Here is a 16,468-nt window from a genome sequence, read left to right as displayed (position 1 = left end):
TCAAGCTGTTCGTTATATAAAGGAAGCATGTGAAATATTATTTTTACTATATATTAATGTGGCTCTTTATTTGCTCGCAAAATGCTGTGGCTATTAATAAAGAGCGAGAGGTAATCATCGCTGCGAGCGCATCAATTCACCCCTATGTTTTTGTAAAAACGGACTCGGGTATACACCTAAATTTAATAAAAGCCGCGTTAAATGCCAATGGATTTGCTAATATTAATGTGCAATATATGTCGAATAAACGCGCTGAGCATCAATTACATAATAAAGGAGTAGATATACTTTTAAATTATGCTGGAGGAATTAGTGCGGGTATTTATCCAAGTAAAACGGTACTTAGTTATGAAAATGTGGCCATTACACTCAAGCGAAATAAATATAACATCGATAAAATAGAAGGCATGTTTAATAAAAACGTTCTTGCTTTTCAAAATGCAACGGCATATCTGCCTCCTATATTTAAAAGGAATGTTAAACACTTTAGCTCATATCAAGAGGTTATTAATCAAAAAGCGCAGGTAGATAAGCTGTTAAAAGGTTGGGTTGATGTAATTGTGTTAGATAAGCGTATTTTTTACTATTACTACAATCAACATAAATCCCCCGAAGCTGTGCAAATTTACACTTTATTTCCAAAAGCAGATCGACCTGCTTATTTTAACAACTTCTCTTTAGCTACTGAGTTTGATATTGGTTTGGCGCTCATCAAGCAAAATGGTACTTATAAAAGGATTGTTGATGAAGGCCAAACCCAAACCCATTCATCAATCAAATAAAGCCACTGTTTGACGTGTAAGCGCTATTAGCTCACCCGACTGCGACCATATACAGCCATCCTCTAAACCGTAACCATCTTTTGAATGATGAGTAATTGCTTCAAAGCCAAGCCATTCTCCAGGTGTTAAGTTTGGCTCTTGCACAAATTCTAAATACCACGACATGCTACTTGCAGGAGCGGGTTGTTTAAACATTTGTAAAAGTGTTGGCGGCCATGCATCGGTAAGTGCAATCACATGGGCTTCAGTTATTTGTTCGGGCGTATGTTTAAAGCGCATCCAGCCACCTAAATGAGAAGTTTCTGCACTACTAAATGGCATAGCACCTTGTTGGGGGCATAAATCAACATGTTGGAAAAATTCAGGCATCTGACCTTTTATAAAAGGTAACGTGTGGCGCTCATCTACTGGCTTTAAACCCAAAGACTTCGAAACAGGCACATTAATACCCGACTCTCTACTTTTAGCAAAACACGCTTGTACAATTACGCACACTTGTTCATTTTGAATCGCTTTGGCGAGTACCTGTGTACTGCTTTTACCTTGGCGCAGTATTTCAACAGACAATGAAAAAGAGGTATCGGCAAGTAATGGCCCTACAAAATTAGTACTGAGTGAAAGTAAGCGACGATCATCCGTTACCTTGCCTCTGATTGCTTGATATAACAGCGCAGCCGAAAGCCCACCAAAAGCAGTTCTGCCCTGACACCAGTTTTCTGGGAATTGCATTGTGCTAGTTGATTGTTCGGTATTGTCTGAATTTCCAATTTTTGAAGCTTGCTGAAGTAATTGTTCAAAATGCATAGAAGATATCCTTTTATAGTGCGATTTAATAAATTTATAACACAATCAAACTAGTCAGACCAGTAATTAAAAGCGACTCCAGCGGTGTAAAAATCATCATTCCTTACAATTATTAGGGTTATTTTGTAAATAAATCATAAAAAATGAATTTTTTTTCATTTTTACAGTTGAAATAAGTTTGGCGCATCCCTATTTACTATGTCATCGAACGTATTAACGAATATTGAAGTTGGAGAAGTTTCATGGGTAAAATTATTGGAATCGATTTAGGTACTACAAACTCTTGTGTTGCAGTACTTGATGGTGGCAAAGCACGTGTTATTGAAAACGCGGAAGGCGATCGCACAACCCCGTCTATTATTGCTTACACGCAAGACGGCGAAACATTAGTAGGTCAATCTGCTAAGCGTCAAGCGGTTACTAACCCGACAAACACATTATTTGCAATTAAGCGTTTAATTGGTCGTCGTTTTGAAGACGAAGAAGTACAACGCGATATCGGCATCATGCCGTTTAAAATTGTTAAAGCTGATAACGGCGATGCATGGGTAGAAGCGGGCGGCGAAAAACGCGCTGCACCACAAATTTCTGCTGAAGTACTGAAAAAAATGAAGAAAACAGCTGAAGACTTCTTAGGTGAAGAAGTAACTGAAGCCGTAATCACAGTACCTGCATACTTTAATGATTCACAACGTCAAGCTACGAAAGATGCTGGTCGTATTGCGGGTCTTGAAGTTAAACGTATTATCAATGAGCCAACTGCTGCGGCACTTGCTTACGGTATGGATAAAAACCGTGGCGAAAACGTAGTTGCAGTATATGACTTAGGTGGCGGTACTTTCGATTTATCAATCATTGAAATTGATGAAGTTGAAGGCGAGCACACTTTTGAAGTACTTGCTACAAACGGCGACACTCACTTAGGTGGTGAAGATTTCGATAACCGCGTAATCAACTACTTAGTAGCTGAATTCAAGAAAGATCAAGGCTTAGACCTTAAAAATGATCCGCTTGCAATGCAACGTGTTAAAGAAGCTGCTGAAAAAGCAAAAATTGAACTTTCATCTGCACAGTCTACAGAAGTAAACCTTCCGTATGTAACCGCTGATGCATCTGGTCCTAAGCACATGAACGTGAAACTAACACGTGCTAAGCTTGAGTCACTAGTTGAAGATTTAGTAACTAAAACAATTGAGCCACTTAAACGTGCACTTGCTGATGCTGATTTATCAGTAAGCGACATCAACGACATTATTCTTGTTGGTGGTCAAACACGTATGCCTTTAGTACAAAAAATCGTTGCAGAGTTCTTCGGTAAAGAACCTCGTAAAGATGTTAACCCTGATGAAGCAGTAGCCGTAGGCGCAGCGATTCAAGGTGGTGTACTTGCTGGTGACGTTAAAGATGTACTATTACTAGACGTTTCTCCATTATCTCTAGGTATTGAGACAATGGGTTCAGTAATGACTGCATTGATTGAGAAAAACACGACGATTCCTACTAAGAAATCGCAAACGTTCTCAACAGCTGAAGATAATCAATCTGCTGTAACAATTCATGTACTTCAAGGCGAGCGTAAACGTTCAAGCGACAATAAATCTCTAGGTCAATTTAACCTAGAAGGTATTCGTCCAGCACAACGTGGTACACCACAAATCGAAGTAACATTTGATGTTGATGCCGATGGTATCTTACATGTATCTGCGAAAGATAAAGATACAGGTAAAGAGCAAAAGATTACGATTCAAGCATCTTCAGGCTTAAGCGATGACGAAATTGAAGCGATGGTTCGTGATGCAGAAGCACATGCTGAAGACGATAAAAAGTTTGAAGAACTTGTAGCTGCTCGTAACCAAGCTGACGCTTTAGTTCACGGTACACGTAAGCAAATTGAAGAAGCTGGCGATGCATTACCAAACGAAGACAAAGAAGCAATTGAAGCTGCTGTTGTAGATTTAGAAGCTGCAATTAAGAGCGACAATAAAGAAGAGATTGAAGCTAAAACTCAAGCTCTTGCTGAAAAGTCTCAAAAACTAATGGAAATTGCTCAAGCGAAAGCACAGCAAGGTTCAGCAGACGCTGGCGAACAACAGTCAACTAAGCAAGACGACGACGTTGTTGATGCAGAGTTCGAAGAAGTGAAAGACGACAAGTAATTGTTGCTACCGCTTCTCGCTAGCCAAAAACACTTAACTCAGTTAGGTGTTTAGGTTAGGATGAACAATTGAGGCGCGCGAGCAATAGCTTGTCGCGCCTTTTGCATGTATTCAAGGTTTAAAAATTCAATGATAAATCGATGCGATTTATCGATTTATCCTGCAGCTTACGCTGTAAACAGAAAAGAGTAGTGTGATAGATATGTCAAAACGCGATTATTACGAAGTCCTCGGCGTAAGCAAAGATGCGAGTGAGCGAGACATAAAAAAAGCGTATAAACGCTTAGCGATGAAATATCATCCAGATCGTACCGCAGGCGATAAAGATCTCGAAATAAAATTTAAAGAAGTTAAAGAAGCGTACGAAATTTTAACCGACGATCAAAAACGTCAAATGTATGACCAACATGGTCACGCAGCCTTTGAACAAGGTGGTGGCGGTGGTCACGGTGGTTTTGGTGGCGGACATGGCGACTTTGGTGATGTATTTGGCGATGTATTTGGCGATATTTTTGGTGGCGGCGGTGGTCGACGTCAATCTCGTCAACAACGTGGATCTGATTTACGTTACAACATGGACTTAAGCTTAGAAGAAGCTGTTCGTGGTAAAGAAGTTGAAATTAAAGTACCTACATGGGTTGGTTGTGAGCCATGTGATGGCAGTGGTGCTAAAGCGGGTTCTAAGCCTAAAACATGTACTACATGTCATGGTGCTGGCCAGGTGCAAATGCGCCAAGGTTTCTTTGCTGTTCAGCAAACGTGTCCAACGTGTCAGGGACAAGGTCAAATTATTTCAGACCCTTGTAACAGTTGTCATGGACAAGGCCGCGTAGAAAAAACTAAAACGCTTTCAGTTAAAATTCCAGCTGGCGTTGATACAGGCGACCGTATTCGCTTAACGGGTGAAGGCGAAGCCGGAATGCATGGCGCGCCGTCGGGCGACTTGTACGTGCAAGTATCGGTTCGTGAACATGAAATATTTGTACGTGAAGCGAATAATTTATATTGTGAAGTACCAATTAGCTTTACTACAGCAGGCCTTGGTGGCGAAATTCAGGTGCCAACACTTGATGGTCGTGCAAAACTTAAAATACCGTCTGAAACTCAAACGGGCAAAATGTTCCGTATGCGTGGCAAAGGTGTTAAGTCTGTACGCAGTGGTGCCCAAGGCGATCTAATTTGTAAAGTGGTAATCGAAACGCCAGTTAATCTTAACGAGCGTCAACGTGAACTACTTCAAGAGTTAGATGAAAGCATGGGCACAGACAGCTCTAAAAACCGTCCTAAAGAGCAAGGCTTTTTTGACGGTGTTAAAAAGTTTTTTGATGATTTAACTAAATAAATTTAAATTATTATGAACAAAAAACGACGCTTTTAGCGTCGTTTTTTTTGCTTTAAACTTAATTTTTGTTACTGTGAATAAAAAAGATGAAACAGCATGACACCAGCAATAGATCTACTTAAAAAGCAAAAAAAAACCTTTGAAGTACTCAGTTATGAGCACGATAAGAATAATAGTCACTACGGGCTTGAAGCCGTTGAAAAGTTAAATTTAGACAGTGCACAAGTATTTAAAACCTTAGTACTTGAAACACATGAAGGGCAACTGATTGTTGCTGTTACGCCTGTATCTCAACAAGTTAATTTAAAACAGTTAGCTAAACTATGTGGTGCTAAAAAAGTAATTATGGCTGCCCCACAAAAAGTACAAGTTAGTACCGGTTATATTTTAGGAGGGGTGAGTCCGCTTGGACAAAAAAAACGTCTAGCTACGTTTATTCATAGCAGTGCTTCTCTCTTTGACACTATTTATGTGAGCGCCGGAAAAAGAGGCTTAGAAATAGCACTCTCGCCAACTGATTTAGCCTTATTGACCAATGCAAAATTTGGCGATTTATAAATTTTATTTTTATAATTATCTTCTATACCAAAAATTAATTTAAGTTAGGCTATTTGCTCAATCCCCTATTTATAACTACATTGGGAGTATCTTTATACCGTTAATATTTAATACCAAACGGTATTACACTTTTTGTATACGGCTGTTTGTATGAACCTTTTAGATGTAGATTATTTTGCGATACTAGTGGCTGCACTGTCTTCTTTTATGCTTGGCGGTATATGGTATTCAAAAGCTCTCTTTAAAAATGCATGGCTAGAAAGTATTGGCTTAACTGATCTGGATTTACAATCGGCTAATCCTAAGTTGATATTTGGCGGCAGCTTTTTCTTAGTGTTTATAGCGGCTTTAATGCTGTCTCTTTTTTTAGGTAAAGACGCAAGCTTAGGTGAAAGTATAGGGACTGGCTTTATTATTGGCTTTTTTTGGATTGGCAGTTCATTAGGATTGAGTTATATATTTGAGCAACGCCCTCTAAAGCTTTTTTTAATTAACGGGGGGTACCATATTTTACAATTTTCGTTAATGGGGCTCATTTTAGGGATATGGCCGTAAGATTTAAATAATCAGCAAATCCAAATTTGATCCTTATCTACGAGTAGAGTAGTTTTATATAATCCCATTTATACAATTTGGTAAAGAAACTAATGAGAATATTAGTTGTTGATGATATGCCACTCATGCGACACGTATTAATTAATATGCTTAGAAAACTAGAGTATAGCAATATCGTTGAAGCAACTGATGGATTGCAAGCTTTGGTATTTCTGCGTAATCAACATTTCGATTTGGTTATTACTGACCTTCATATGCCAAAAATGGATGGCGTTAGTTTACTTACTAACATTCGAAAAGATAAAGAACTCGCTGATATTCCCGTTTTAATGGTTACTTGTGAAGACAGTACAGATAAAGTTAAGCAAGTTATTGCAGCTAAGGTATCAGGGTTTATAGTCAAACCTTTTAATATGAATGTATTGTCATCTCAATTAAACCGCTTCTTTTTTAAAGATTAGGATGTGTTTATTTTATAAAGGTTATATGTAATGGGGCTTTATAGATTAAGTCTGCCGTATCTAAATTCTAAGTCAGAGGTGGTAACCTTTACCCATCTAAACTGATATAATTGCTAATTACTCTTTATATAATACCGCAGGACGTAATGGCAAAACCCAACAAAAAAGGCCCTACTAAAACGGTTGATATTTTTTGCTCTGCTTGTAAAGCCTCTTTATTTAAATATCGAAAAGGGGGAAAAGGAACATTAATTAAGTGCTTTAAAGAGCGTATTAGCCAAGACTTTACAACAGAGGCTTGTATTTGCCCTAACTGTAGCCGGCCATTTGCCCGAGAAGCGATTATTCGCGGTGCGCCGGCCTATAAAATAATTGGCGGCAAAGTAACCTTTAAATAAGGTATATGAAGTAATACTAAACCGCAATAATACTTAATTAAGCGAATAAGTATAAAGCCTTGTGCATGCGGACATATGGCCTTGTTAGAATTTACCATATTGATAGAATCGCCCGGTTTGCTGTTTCAATGAATGAAAAAATACCCTCCCCATGGATCGGGCCAGTTTATTGGGTTATTTAAAAATGGATAAAGGATAGTTTCGTGATAGCACTCTTATTTGACATCATAGGCATGACAGGTACTTTTTTAGTAGTTGGTTCATTTTTTTTACTGCAGCTAGGTAAAACATCTCCAGCTAGCTTAACGTATAATATGATGAATTTAACAGGGGCAATTTTACTGTTAATTAGCCTTTGTTATAACTTTAATTTAGCGAGCTTTGTAATCGAGATATTTTGGATTGCAGCGTCGTTAATTGGCTTATATAAATATGTTAAAAATAGATCAACATTAGCTACAAATTAATTTTTTTTTAATTTAATGCTAAACAGATCGCTGTAAACATAGTTGTTTACGGCGATTTTTGTTTTTAAACACTTTAAAACTGTTGTTAACAAAAAGTTTATATCTCTGCTAGAGATTAGCCGTTACACTAGCGCCCTAAAATTTTCTTGGCTATTTTTTGCGAGTTCTTCATGTTTTCTTTTTCTAAAAAAATCATTACTGTTTGTGTGTTACTCGTACTTATATTAGTTGTTACGTTTTGGCTTGGTCGCTCTCATGATGTTGAGCAAGCAACCTACCAGGCTGAGCGCCAAGTTACGCAATTAAATAACTATATTGATACTGAGCTTGCTCGTTTTTCTGCTATTCCCCAATTACTTACCTATAACTCGTTAATGATAGACTTTGTAGATGCGCAGCCACAGCACTATAACGCTATTAATAACTACCTTGCTGATATTCAACAAGCCAGCGGTGCCTCGGATATTTTTGTTCTAAATACTCAAGGCGAAGTTATTGCCAGTAGTAATTGGCAAGCAGATTATACTTTTTTAGGTAGCAACTTTGCGTTTAGACCTTATTTCAAACGTGCATTTGCAGGCGAAAAAGTAGCGTACTTTGCATTAGGCATGCGCTCTAAAGAGCGTGGTATTTACTTTTCACAAGCAGTATATCGCGACAATAAAGCCATTGGTGTTGTTGTGTTAAAAGTGAATGTAAGTAAATTTGAGGATGACAGAGAGCTTCTAAATACTTCAAAGGGTAGTCACTTTTTTTTGCAGCTTGCAGATGAGGTAATTGCAATGTCAGATATGCAAACGTGGCGATTAAACAGCTTCACTGAACTTGATATAACTATGCGCAGAGATATTAAATCTCGTCGGGCTTATTTAGATCATCAGCCTTTGTATATAAAGCAGTTTCAATTTTCTAATGAAGGTATTAAACATTTAAAAATAGATAAAAAACTTTACGTAATGTCGCAAAGACCTTTACGATATTTTAATGCCACAATGAACGTACTCGTTGATATAACAAAAGTTAATTCAGCTCAACTGCCTCGCTTATTTTGGGTATTTATTATCTGTAGCTTAGTTATTATTATTAGTTATATTTTATTAACTCGGTTTGCGGGCTATAAAAAGCTGGTGTACTCCAGACATAGCCTTGAACTTGAAGTCCTTGAGCGCACTCAGGCTTTGGAAAAAGTACAAACGGCTTTAGTGCAGTCTGCAAAGCTTGCGACAATAGGACAGCTAAGTGCAGGAATCAACCACGAAATAAACCAGCCGCTCAGTGCTATTAATACTTATTTAGCTTCGGCAAAGCGTTTATTAGCTAAAGGAAATACTTCAGCACTTGGTGAAAGCTTAGTAGTGATTGAGGGATTAGTTAATCGAGTGCACCAAATTGTAGGTCAGTTAAAGCATTTTAGTAAACCTTCAAAAATGCAGCTCAGACCTTACCCTCTTGCAGGGCTTGTTAATAACGCATTAATGATTTCTAGCGCGCAGTTAAAGCAAGATAACGTACAAGTAGAGCCACCTCAGTTTGATGAAACAGTCGTTGTGTGGGTCGATTCGCTTAAATTTGAACAAGTACTCGTTAATTTAATTACTAATGCTAGCCAAGCTATGAATGGCGCAATTATTCGTAACTTAAGTTTTCAGCTGGAGTGTTTTGAAGAGCGAGTAAAACTGTCGATTTTAGATACTGGCTCTGGTATTGAGCAACATGCATTTGGTAATTTATTTGAACCTTTTTATAGTACTAAATCAAGTAAAGGTTTAGGCCTTGGTTTATCTATATCAAAACAAATAATAGATTCGTTTAATGGTTGTTTGAGCGCGCACAATCGAGTTGAAGGCGGGGCTGAATTTATAATTAGCCTCTCTAACAGGCAGGAAAATAAAGATGATTGATAGCTCCCCATGTAATCACATAATAGTCATTGATGATGAAGCAATGATCAGAGACTCTTTAAAGCAATTGCTCACTCTCGAAGGATACACCGTTGAGTGCTTTAATGACGCAAGCACCGCTCTTAGCAAACTCAATAGGCGCTTTGCTGGAGTTGTGCTGAGCGATATAAATATGCCGAACATGGATGGCCTAACGCTTTTAGAGCAAATAACGGCTTTTGATAGTGAGCTCCCTGTAATATTTTTAACTGGTTACGCTGATGTATCGATAGCAGTTAAAGCGATGCAATTAGGTGCGTATGATTTATTTGAAAAACCAGTTAACGAACATCTTCTTGATTGCATAGCACGAGCGTGCGACAAACGAAACCTTGTTATGGAGAACCGCGCATTAAAAGTGGCTGTACAGAAAACCTCAGCCCCAGGTGTACGCATACTAGGTGACACACCTAAAATGCAACACATGATGCACTTATTAAACACAATTATAGATACCCCAACCGATGTAATGATTGAAGGTGAAACTGGCACAGGTAAAGAACTTGTAGCGCGGTATCTACACGATCAGAGTAATCGCTCTAGCTGTAATTTTGTTGCTATTAATTGTGGCGCAGTACCAGAGCAGTTAATAGAAAGCGAATTGTTTGGTGCAGCAAGTGGTGCATATACAGGGGCTACTCAAAGTCGAAAAGGTAAGTTTGAATATGCACAAGGTGGTACGGTCTTTTTAGATGAAATAGAAAGCACTCCAATGGCACTGCAAGTTAAGTTATTACGCGTATTAGAAGAGCGAAAAGTAACACCTGTAGGCGATAACAAAGCAATTGATTTAAACATCAGAATTGTTGCAGCTACAAAAGTAGACTTACTTGCGTTAGTTGAAAAGGGTGATTTTAGAGCTGATTTATACTACAGACTTAGTTTGGTTAACGTTAATATTCCGCCATTACGAGAGCGAAAAGCTGACATATTACTTTTGTTTAAACACTTTAGCTCTATTGCTGCAACTCGCTATCATAAGCCGCCGGCGGCAGTAAATTACGAAATACAACAGCGGTTAGTTGCCTATGACTGGCCGGGCAATGTGAGAGAGCTAAGAAATCAAGCAGAGCGAGCTGTATTACTTGGTGCCGAACTTGCCTTTGCTGAAGTTAAAACACAACAATTAGGTGGCTTATCTCCCGATTTAAGCTTATCTGAAAAAGTCTCTTTTTATGAGCAGTCACTTATTGAGTACGCGCTTGAGCAAAACCACGGCAGTATTAAAAACACCATGGAAACACTGCAAATTGCTCGTAAAACACTTTACGATAAAATGAGTAAATACAATCTTAATAGAGATATGTTTACTGACTAAATGTGTGGGTTTGGTGACAGGACCTACTTTCTTATGTGTGGTAATTCACACGTTTTTATTTAAATCAAACGATTTGTTTTAGTAAGTTATTGAAATAGATTGCTTTTATACACTTGGCAGTAAAGTTGCCCTATTAGCGCTACAACAAGTAGATTCTAATAATTAGGGCACACGATGACAAAAACTACACACACCTGTATTTTATTTCTATCCTATGGTTGCTTAGCTACATTTTCACACACATCTTTTGCTGCAGAGTACGCTGTATACGGTAAAGCTGAAGTACAAATTGCCAGTACTGATACGGGCATAATGCGTTATGCCGAAGAGGGTACTCAAATTGAAGCGCCATACTCGCGTATTGGTATTAAGGGCGATCATAAACTTAACGAATATTTAAGTGCTGTTTTTAAATATGAGGTACAAGTTAAAGGTTTTGAAGAAGATGATACGCAAGAGCCTTTTACTGCACGTAATACTTATTTAGGTTTAAAAGGCGCGTTTGGTGAAGTTGTTGTAGGTCGTAACGACACTCGTTTTAAATATTCTGAAGGTAAACTCGATAACTTTAACGAAACTCAAGCCGATATGGCACAGGTTATAGCAGGCCAAGACCGCCTCGGTGATACTATAACTTACACCTCAAACTATTGGCATAATACGCAGTTTTCGTTTACTTATGCGCCAAAAGATGACAATAAAGACGATAAAGCAGGCTTTGCTGCTACGCTTATTTATGGTGATCGTAATTTAAAAAGTACTTCATATTACTTATCGTTAAGCCATGTTGATTCACTTAATAATATTACTGCAAGTAGAATTGCCGGTGTTTATAAGTTCGAACAATTACAACTTGGTGCGCTGTACCAGCATTCAGAATCAGTAGATGGCAGTAAGTCGGGCAATGGTTACGTATTAAGTGCCAGTTATACACTTGATAAGTGGGTGCCAAAAATTCAATTTGCTAAAGATGACTCAACTCTTCGTCAAGCATCTGAGGCAACGCAATGGAGCACAGGCCTTGATTATGTATTTGATAAGCAAACTACAGCTTATCTTTTATATACCGATCTTAATTTAGAAGAACAAGACGACAGCAGTGTTGCTCTTGGCCTTAAATATAAATTTTAGGAAAAGTAATGACTCAACAAATTTTAAAAAACAATTCTCCTAAAAAACAGAGTATGCAATGGTTTTGGCTATTACTGGGCCCAAGCGTTATGTTGCTTACCTGTCTAGTAAACCCACCTGAGGGTATGTCGGTTGCTGCATTTAAAACAGCAGGCTTAGCATTTTGGATGGCATCGTGGTGGGTAAGTGAAGTAGTGCCAATTCCAGCAACAGCTTTGCTCCCTTTGGTAATATCACCACTTGCTGATATAGAAGCTATAAAAAGTGTGGCTGCACCGTATGCGCACCCACTAATATTTTTATTTTTAGGCGGATTTTTAATCTCTATCGCTATGGAGCGATGGGGGTTACATAAACGTATAGCGCTTAGCACCATGTTATATGCGGGTAAAAAGCCAAGTTTGCAAATTTTAGCAATGATGCTTGTAACTGCATTTTTGTCGATGTGGATGTCTAATACCGCAACAGCCGTAATGATGCTACCTATTGCACTTTCAATTACCAATTTGGTTAAGCAATCAGACCCAAGTAATGAAGGGTTTGGCAAAGCATTGCTACTATCAATTGCTTATGGTGCAAGCATTGGTGGTATTGCTACTTTAATTGGTACACCGCCTAATGCATTAATGGCTGCATACCTATCTGACAGTTACCAAATTGAAATAGGCTTTGCTCAGTGGATGATTGTAGGCGTACCACTGTCTTTAAGTATGCTTATTATTAGTTGGGTTTGGCTTACCAAATTTGCGTATAAAGTAGATGCTAATGTTAAAAACGATCAAAAAATTGATACAAAAGCGGTGTTTTCAACGCAGCTAAAAAACCTAGGTATAATGCAACGCGCCGAAAAAGGCGTGTTATTTGTGTTTGTTTTAGCAGCACTGTGTTGGATATTTAGACCTATACTTGGCGACATAACAGGGCTTAAAATTTCTGATACGGGTATTGCGATTGCCGCCGCATTATTACTATTTGTTTTGCCTGCAAACAAAGGCAGTGACGAACGTATTCTTGATTGGGAAAGCGCAGCTAAAGTGCCGTGGGGCGTTTTATTATTATTTGGTGGCGGGCTTACACTTGCATCTCAAATTAAGTCATCAGGGCTTGCTGAATTTATTGCTCACCTAATTGAAGGCGCTAGTGCCATTCCACTTGTTATGAGTGTACTTGTTGTAGTGGCATTAATTACATTTTTAACTGAGATCACGAGTAATACAGCGACTGCAGCTGGCTTTCTTCCTTTGTTAGGACCCGTTGCAGAGTCTATAACAGGTTCGCCTTTGGTTTGGGTTATTCCTGCAGCTATAGCGTGTAGTTGTGCGTTTATGATGCCGGTAGCGACACCACCAAACGCTATTGTGTTTGGCTCAGGGCAAATTCAAATGCGCGACATGATAAGAGCCGGCTTTGTGCTAAATATTGTCGCCATTGTATTAATTACGCTAGTGACAATGACTATCGCAGCGCAAGTATTTGGCTTTTAAAGCTATACTAAATTAGTTCCAACCAGTAGCTTTGTTTATATTTACAGTTTTAAACAAAGCTACTCTTTATACTTATTTATATTGCTCAAGAAGCTCTTTTTTAGATAATTAGTGTTATTGCTCGAAAAACAGAACAAGGTTATAGTCTGCGGTAACTTTAAAAATCGAGTAATCTATTTTGAGCACCGACACATCACAGGCAATGCCTTTAATTCCCCAATTTGATGAATTGCAAAAAAGCTTTCTCGAAACACCTTATTTGCCAATTGATAAACGTCTCGTTTTATTAAAAAAACTCCGTGTACGTATTGTTGAACTTGAGCAAGAGCTAGTGGATGCTGCTTCAAAAGACTTTGGTTACAGAACCGCTTTCGATACTCTACTTGGCGATATATTGCCTACGGTTCAAACACTCGCGCACATTATCAAAAAGCTGCCAAAATGGGCAAAGCCAAGTAATCGCTCTGTAGGTTTAAGCTTGTGGCCTTCAAAAGTAAGTGTTAATTACCAACCTAAAGGTGTGGTTGGTATTATTGCACCGTGGAATTACCCGATTCAGTTAGCGTTAGTACCTGTGCTTACCGCCATAGCTGCCGGTAATAGAGTGATGCTCAAATTAAGCGAGTTTACACCTCACACAAACGTCGTTATCGAAAAAATATTTAAAGACGACATGCAAACGCATTGCAAAATAATACAAGGCGGTAGCGACGTAGCCGCGCAGTTTTCATCACTGCCATTTGCTCATTTATTATTTACGGGGTCATCGGCCGTTGGTAAATTAGTAATGGCTTCAGCGAGCCGTAATTTAACACCAGTAACGCTCGAACTCGGTGGTAAATCGCCAGTTATTATTATGCAAAATGCCGATATTAAAAAAGCGGCGCAAGCTTTACTGTTTGGAAAAATGGCCAACGCAGGGCAAATATGCGTTGCTCCCGACTACGTATTTGTACCCAAAGAGCTTGAGCATCAGTTGGTTCAGCAATTATGCGAGCTTTATAAAAAGCACTTTAAAGACGGTGTTGAAGGTAAAAACTTAACTTCTATTATTAGCGATGCACACTATAAACGTTTAGCAACCTATTTAGAGCAAGCCCAAGAGCTTGGCGCAAACATTATTAAGCCACTTGAGCAAAACCAGCAAGATGAGCAAAAACATCGTATGGGGCTGCACTTAGTGACTCAAGTTACTGACGAAATGCAGCTTATGCAAGATGAGCTATTTGGCCCAATACTACCAATAATGAGTTATGACAAGCTCGACAGCGCAATTGACTATATTAAAGCCCATCACCACCCGTTAGCGCTTTATATTTTAGGGCAAGATAAGCACGCTCAAGAATATATTATGAAGCAAACAATCAGTGGCACTGTGGCGATAAACGATACGTTAGTGCAAGTAACTGCTGACGATGCCCCTTTCGGTGGTGTAGGGCATTCAGGAATGGGGCATTATCATGGCATAGAAGGGTTTTTAACGTTTAGCCATGCTAAAAACACGTTAGTATCGGGCTCGTTTAATCCTCGTATTGTTATGCTGCTAAAACAAAGCAAACTTCTTATTAAGCTACTAAAGTGGCTTTACATAAAATAAGAGTATGTTGATTTTGTAAAGTTGAATAGATTTTTAACTTGCTAAATCAAGATATTAAAAAGGCTGAATTACGTTATGTAATTCAGCCTTTTTAGATTAGTTTCAAACTAAGGTCTTAAACTCTTAAACTTTAAAATAAGACTTTAAAATAAGACTTTAAAATAAGACTTTAAAATAAGCGACCTTCGCCAGCATAAGTACCCACTTGTATTTTTGCATAAATGGCATCGGCCTTTTCTTTAGCTTCTTCAATTTCTTTAGGCAGCATTTTACGCTCATCAAGTTTGCGGCTATGACTCGCTTGCATATTGCCGTTGTACTCAGCGATAGTATTCCAAATGTATGACTTTTCTAAATCTTTTGGCATACCTAGCCCTTCAAAATACATGAGGGCTAAATTGAATTGTGCTAAAGAGTAATTGTTTGCAGCTGCTTTTTCGTACCAGTTGCGTGCCACTTCATAATCTCGCGTAACGCCCACGCCATTAGAATACATTACACCTAAATTAAACTGAGCCGCAGGCAGGTTTTTATTGGCTGCTTTTTCAAATAAGGTAACAGCCATTTGGTGATCAAGCTTTACGCCTTTACCTTCGTCGTATAAAACAGCTAACGCAAACATTGAATCCGGGTGGTTCTTTTTAACGCCTTGTTGATAAAGCGCAGCTGCTTTGCGGTAATCGCGTGTTACACCGTATCCACCTTCGTATAATTTAGCTAGTTCGTAAATTCCTGGTGCAAAACCTTTATCGGCAAGGTATTGAAATTCTTTTAGGGCGACTGCAAATTCACCTTCGTTAGCTGCTCTTATGCCATCTTCTAATGTTGCATGAGCGAAAGGGCTGACAAGTAAAACGCCAGCAAGAACGAGTGCTTTCAAATTAAACTGTGACATATTAATGTCTCCAATTAGTAATAGTTACGATAGGTTTTAGGGCCAGTATATCTTGCCGCGATTAAATAGCGCCTAAATAGAACAAGTTTTAATCCCGAAAGGTAAACAGACTTTAGTTAAATGCTAAATTATTAAATTTTTGCACTATTTGCGCATTTTAAACGTTTAATACTCAATGCATTTAAGTAGAGACTAAATCGGTTATTATAAATAGATGCAAAAAAGGGTGTCTACTGTTATGTTTTACGCCAGCTTTAGCGCAAACGCAAGGCGATACCTTATCAGATCGTGCGTATAAAATGTAAATAATAGCGCGGTGGACTTTTAAGGTAAGTAAACGAGTTTAAGAGGTGTAAGATACAGATTTTATAGAAAATTTAAAGAAATAAAAAAAGCCCGTTAGGGCTTTTTTGAGTCATATTAACCGTCACTAATATGAGCAATGTAGCAAGTAAATGTGATATTTGATGTTATTACTTGGGTCGAGTAAGTAATAACACGAAGCGGCACGCTCTTCTTTTAATGTGTCAGCATCCTTGCTGAATATTCTTCCGTAGGCACTGAGGTCGTTACACTGTGT

Annotated in this window: 15 protein-coding genes; 13 read left to right on the top strand and 2 right to left on the bottom strand. The window is 38.4% G+C overall.

Annotated features, from left to right (window positions below):
- The first annotated feature begins 29 nt into the window (after nt 1-29).
- Nucleotides 30-782, top strand: coding sequence for a transporter substrate-binding domain-containing protein (locus tag I6F66_RS09480; RefSeq protein ID WP_197119945.1), 753 nt, complete (start codon nt 30-32; stop codon nt 780-782).
- Here the strand turns inward: I6F66_RS09480 and I6F66_RS09475 are convergent.
- On the bottom strand, nt 771-1,586 hold the full coding sequence (locus tag I6F66_RS09475; protein ID WP_024593153.1) for a thioesterase family protein: 816 nt from the start codon (nt 1,584-1,586) through the stop codon (nt 771-773). The genes I6F66_RS09480 and I6F66_RS09475 overlap by 12 nt on opposite strands.
- 242 nt (nt 1,587-1,828) lie before the next feature.
- On the opposite strand from I6F66_RS09475, the gene dnaK reads away from it, so the two are divergent.
- The 12 genes from dnaK (at nt 1,829) to I6F66_RS09415 (ending at nt 14,993) form a co-directional block, all read left to right on the top strand.
- Complete coding sequence (gene dnaK, locus I6F66_RS09470; RefSeq protein WP_008171317.1) at nt 1,829-3,742, top strand: molecular chaperone DnaK; 1,914 nt, start codon at nt 1,829-1,831, stop codon at nt 3,740-3,742.
- A gap of 202 nt (nt 3,743-3,944) precedes the next feature.
- Entirely contained in the window at nt 3,945-5,084 is a 1,140-nt protein-coding gene (dnaJ, locus tag I6F66_RS09465; protein ID WP_010553942.1) for a molecular chaperone DnaJ, read from the top strand.
- A gap of 96 nt (nt 5,085-5,180) precedes the next feature.
- Nucleotides 5,181-5,642 (top strand): Cys-tRNA(Pro) deacylase, encoded by a 462-nt coding sequence (ybaK, locus tag I6F66_RS09460; protein ID WP_010553941.1) that lies wholly within the window; start codon nt 5,181-5,183, stop codon nt 5,640-5,642.
- Nucleotides 5,643-5,792: 150 nt separating this feature from the next.
- Nucleotides 5,793-6,197: a DUF1761 domain-containing protein gene (locus I6F66_RS09455; protein WP_024593154.1), complete on the top strand. Its 405-nt coding sequence runs from the start codon at nt 5,793-5,795 to the stop codon at nt 6,195-6,197.
- A 92-nt stretch (nt 6,198-6,289) separates the two neighbouring features.
- The gene (locus I6F66_RS09450; RefSeq protein ID WP_024593155.1) at nt 6,290-6,658 is read left to right on the top strand and encodes a response regulator; all 369 of its coding nucleotides are present in this window, start codon (nt 6,290-6,292) and stop codon (nt 6,656-6,658) included.
- 146 nt (nt 6,659-6,804) lie between these two features.
- Nucleotides 6,805-7,056, top strand: coding sequence for a hypothetical protein (locus tag I6F66_RS09445; protein ID WP_165729466.1), 252 nt, complete (start codon nt 6,805-6,807; stop codon nt 7,054-7,056).
- 203 nt (nt 7,057-7,259) lie between these two features.
- Nucleotides 7,260-7,523 (top strand): hypothetical protein, encoded by a 264-nt coding sequence (locus I6F66_RS09440; RefSeq protein ID WP_010553937.1) that lies wholly within the window; start codon nt 7,260-7,262, stop codon nt 7,521-7,523.
- A gap of 170 nt (nt 7,524-7,693) precedes the next feature.
- Nucleotides 7,694-9,424 carry a cache domain-containing protein gene (locus tag I6F66_RS09435; protein WP_010553936.1) on the top strand — a complete coding sequence of 577 codons (1,731 nt, stop codon included), beginning with the start codon at nt 7,694-7,696 and terminating at the stop codon, nt 9,422-9,424.
- Entirely contained in the window at nt 9,417-10,781 is a 1,365-nt protein-coding gene (locus I6F66_RS09430) for a sigma-54 dependent transcriptional regulator (protein WP_197209152.1), read from the top strand. The genes I6F66_RS09435 and I6F66_RS09430 overlap by 8 nt, the downstream gene beginning before the upstream one ends.
- A gap of 174 nt (nt 10,782-10,955) precedes the next feature.
- Nucleotides 10,956-11,912: a porin gene (locus tag I6F66_RS09425; RefSeq protein ID WP_197112693.1), complete on the top strand. Its 957-nt coding sequence runs from the start codon at nt 10,956-10,958 to the stop codon at nt 11,910-11,912.
- A gap of 8 nt (nt 11,913-11,920) precedes the next feature.
- Nucleotides 11,921-13,396, top strand: a complete 1,476-nt coding sequence (locus I6F66_RS09420) for a DASS family sodium-coupled anion symporter (protein ID WP_197120110.1) — start codon at nt 11,921-11,923, stop codon at nt 13,394-13,396.
- A 178-nt stretch (nt 13,397-13,574) separates the two neighbouring features.
- Nucleotides 13,575-14,993, top strand: coding sequence for a coniferyl aldehyde dehydrogenase (locus I6F66_RS09415; RefSeq protein WP_197120109.1), 1,419 nt, complete (start codon nt 13,575-13,577; stop codon nt 14,991-14,993).
- 169 nt (nt 14,994-15,162) lie between these two features.
- On the opposite strand, the gene I6F66_RS09410 is transcribed toward I6F66_RS09415, so the two are convergent.
- Nucleotides 15,163-15,888 (bottom strand): tetratricopeptide repeat protein, encoded by a 726-nt coding sequence (locus I6F66_RS09410; RefSeq protein WP_197209151.1) that lies wholly within the window; start codon nt 15,886-15,888, stop codon nt 15,163-15,165.
- Between the last annotated feature and the right edge of the window lie 580 nt (nt 15,889-16,468).

It is taken from the genome of Pseudoalteromonas sp. NZS100_1, assembly GCF_015864285.1.
GTDB classification, from domain to species: Bacteria; Pseudomonadota; Gammaproteobacteria; order Enterobacterales; family Alteromonadaceae; genus Pseudoalteromonas; species Pseudoalteromonas arctica.
The sequence above is the reverse complement of the archived record's forward strand: the minus strand, read 5'-3'. Positions and strand labels throughout refer to the sequence as shown.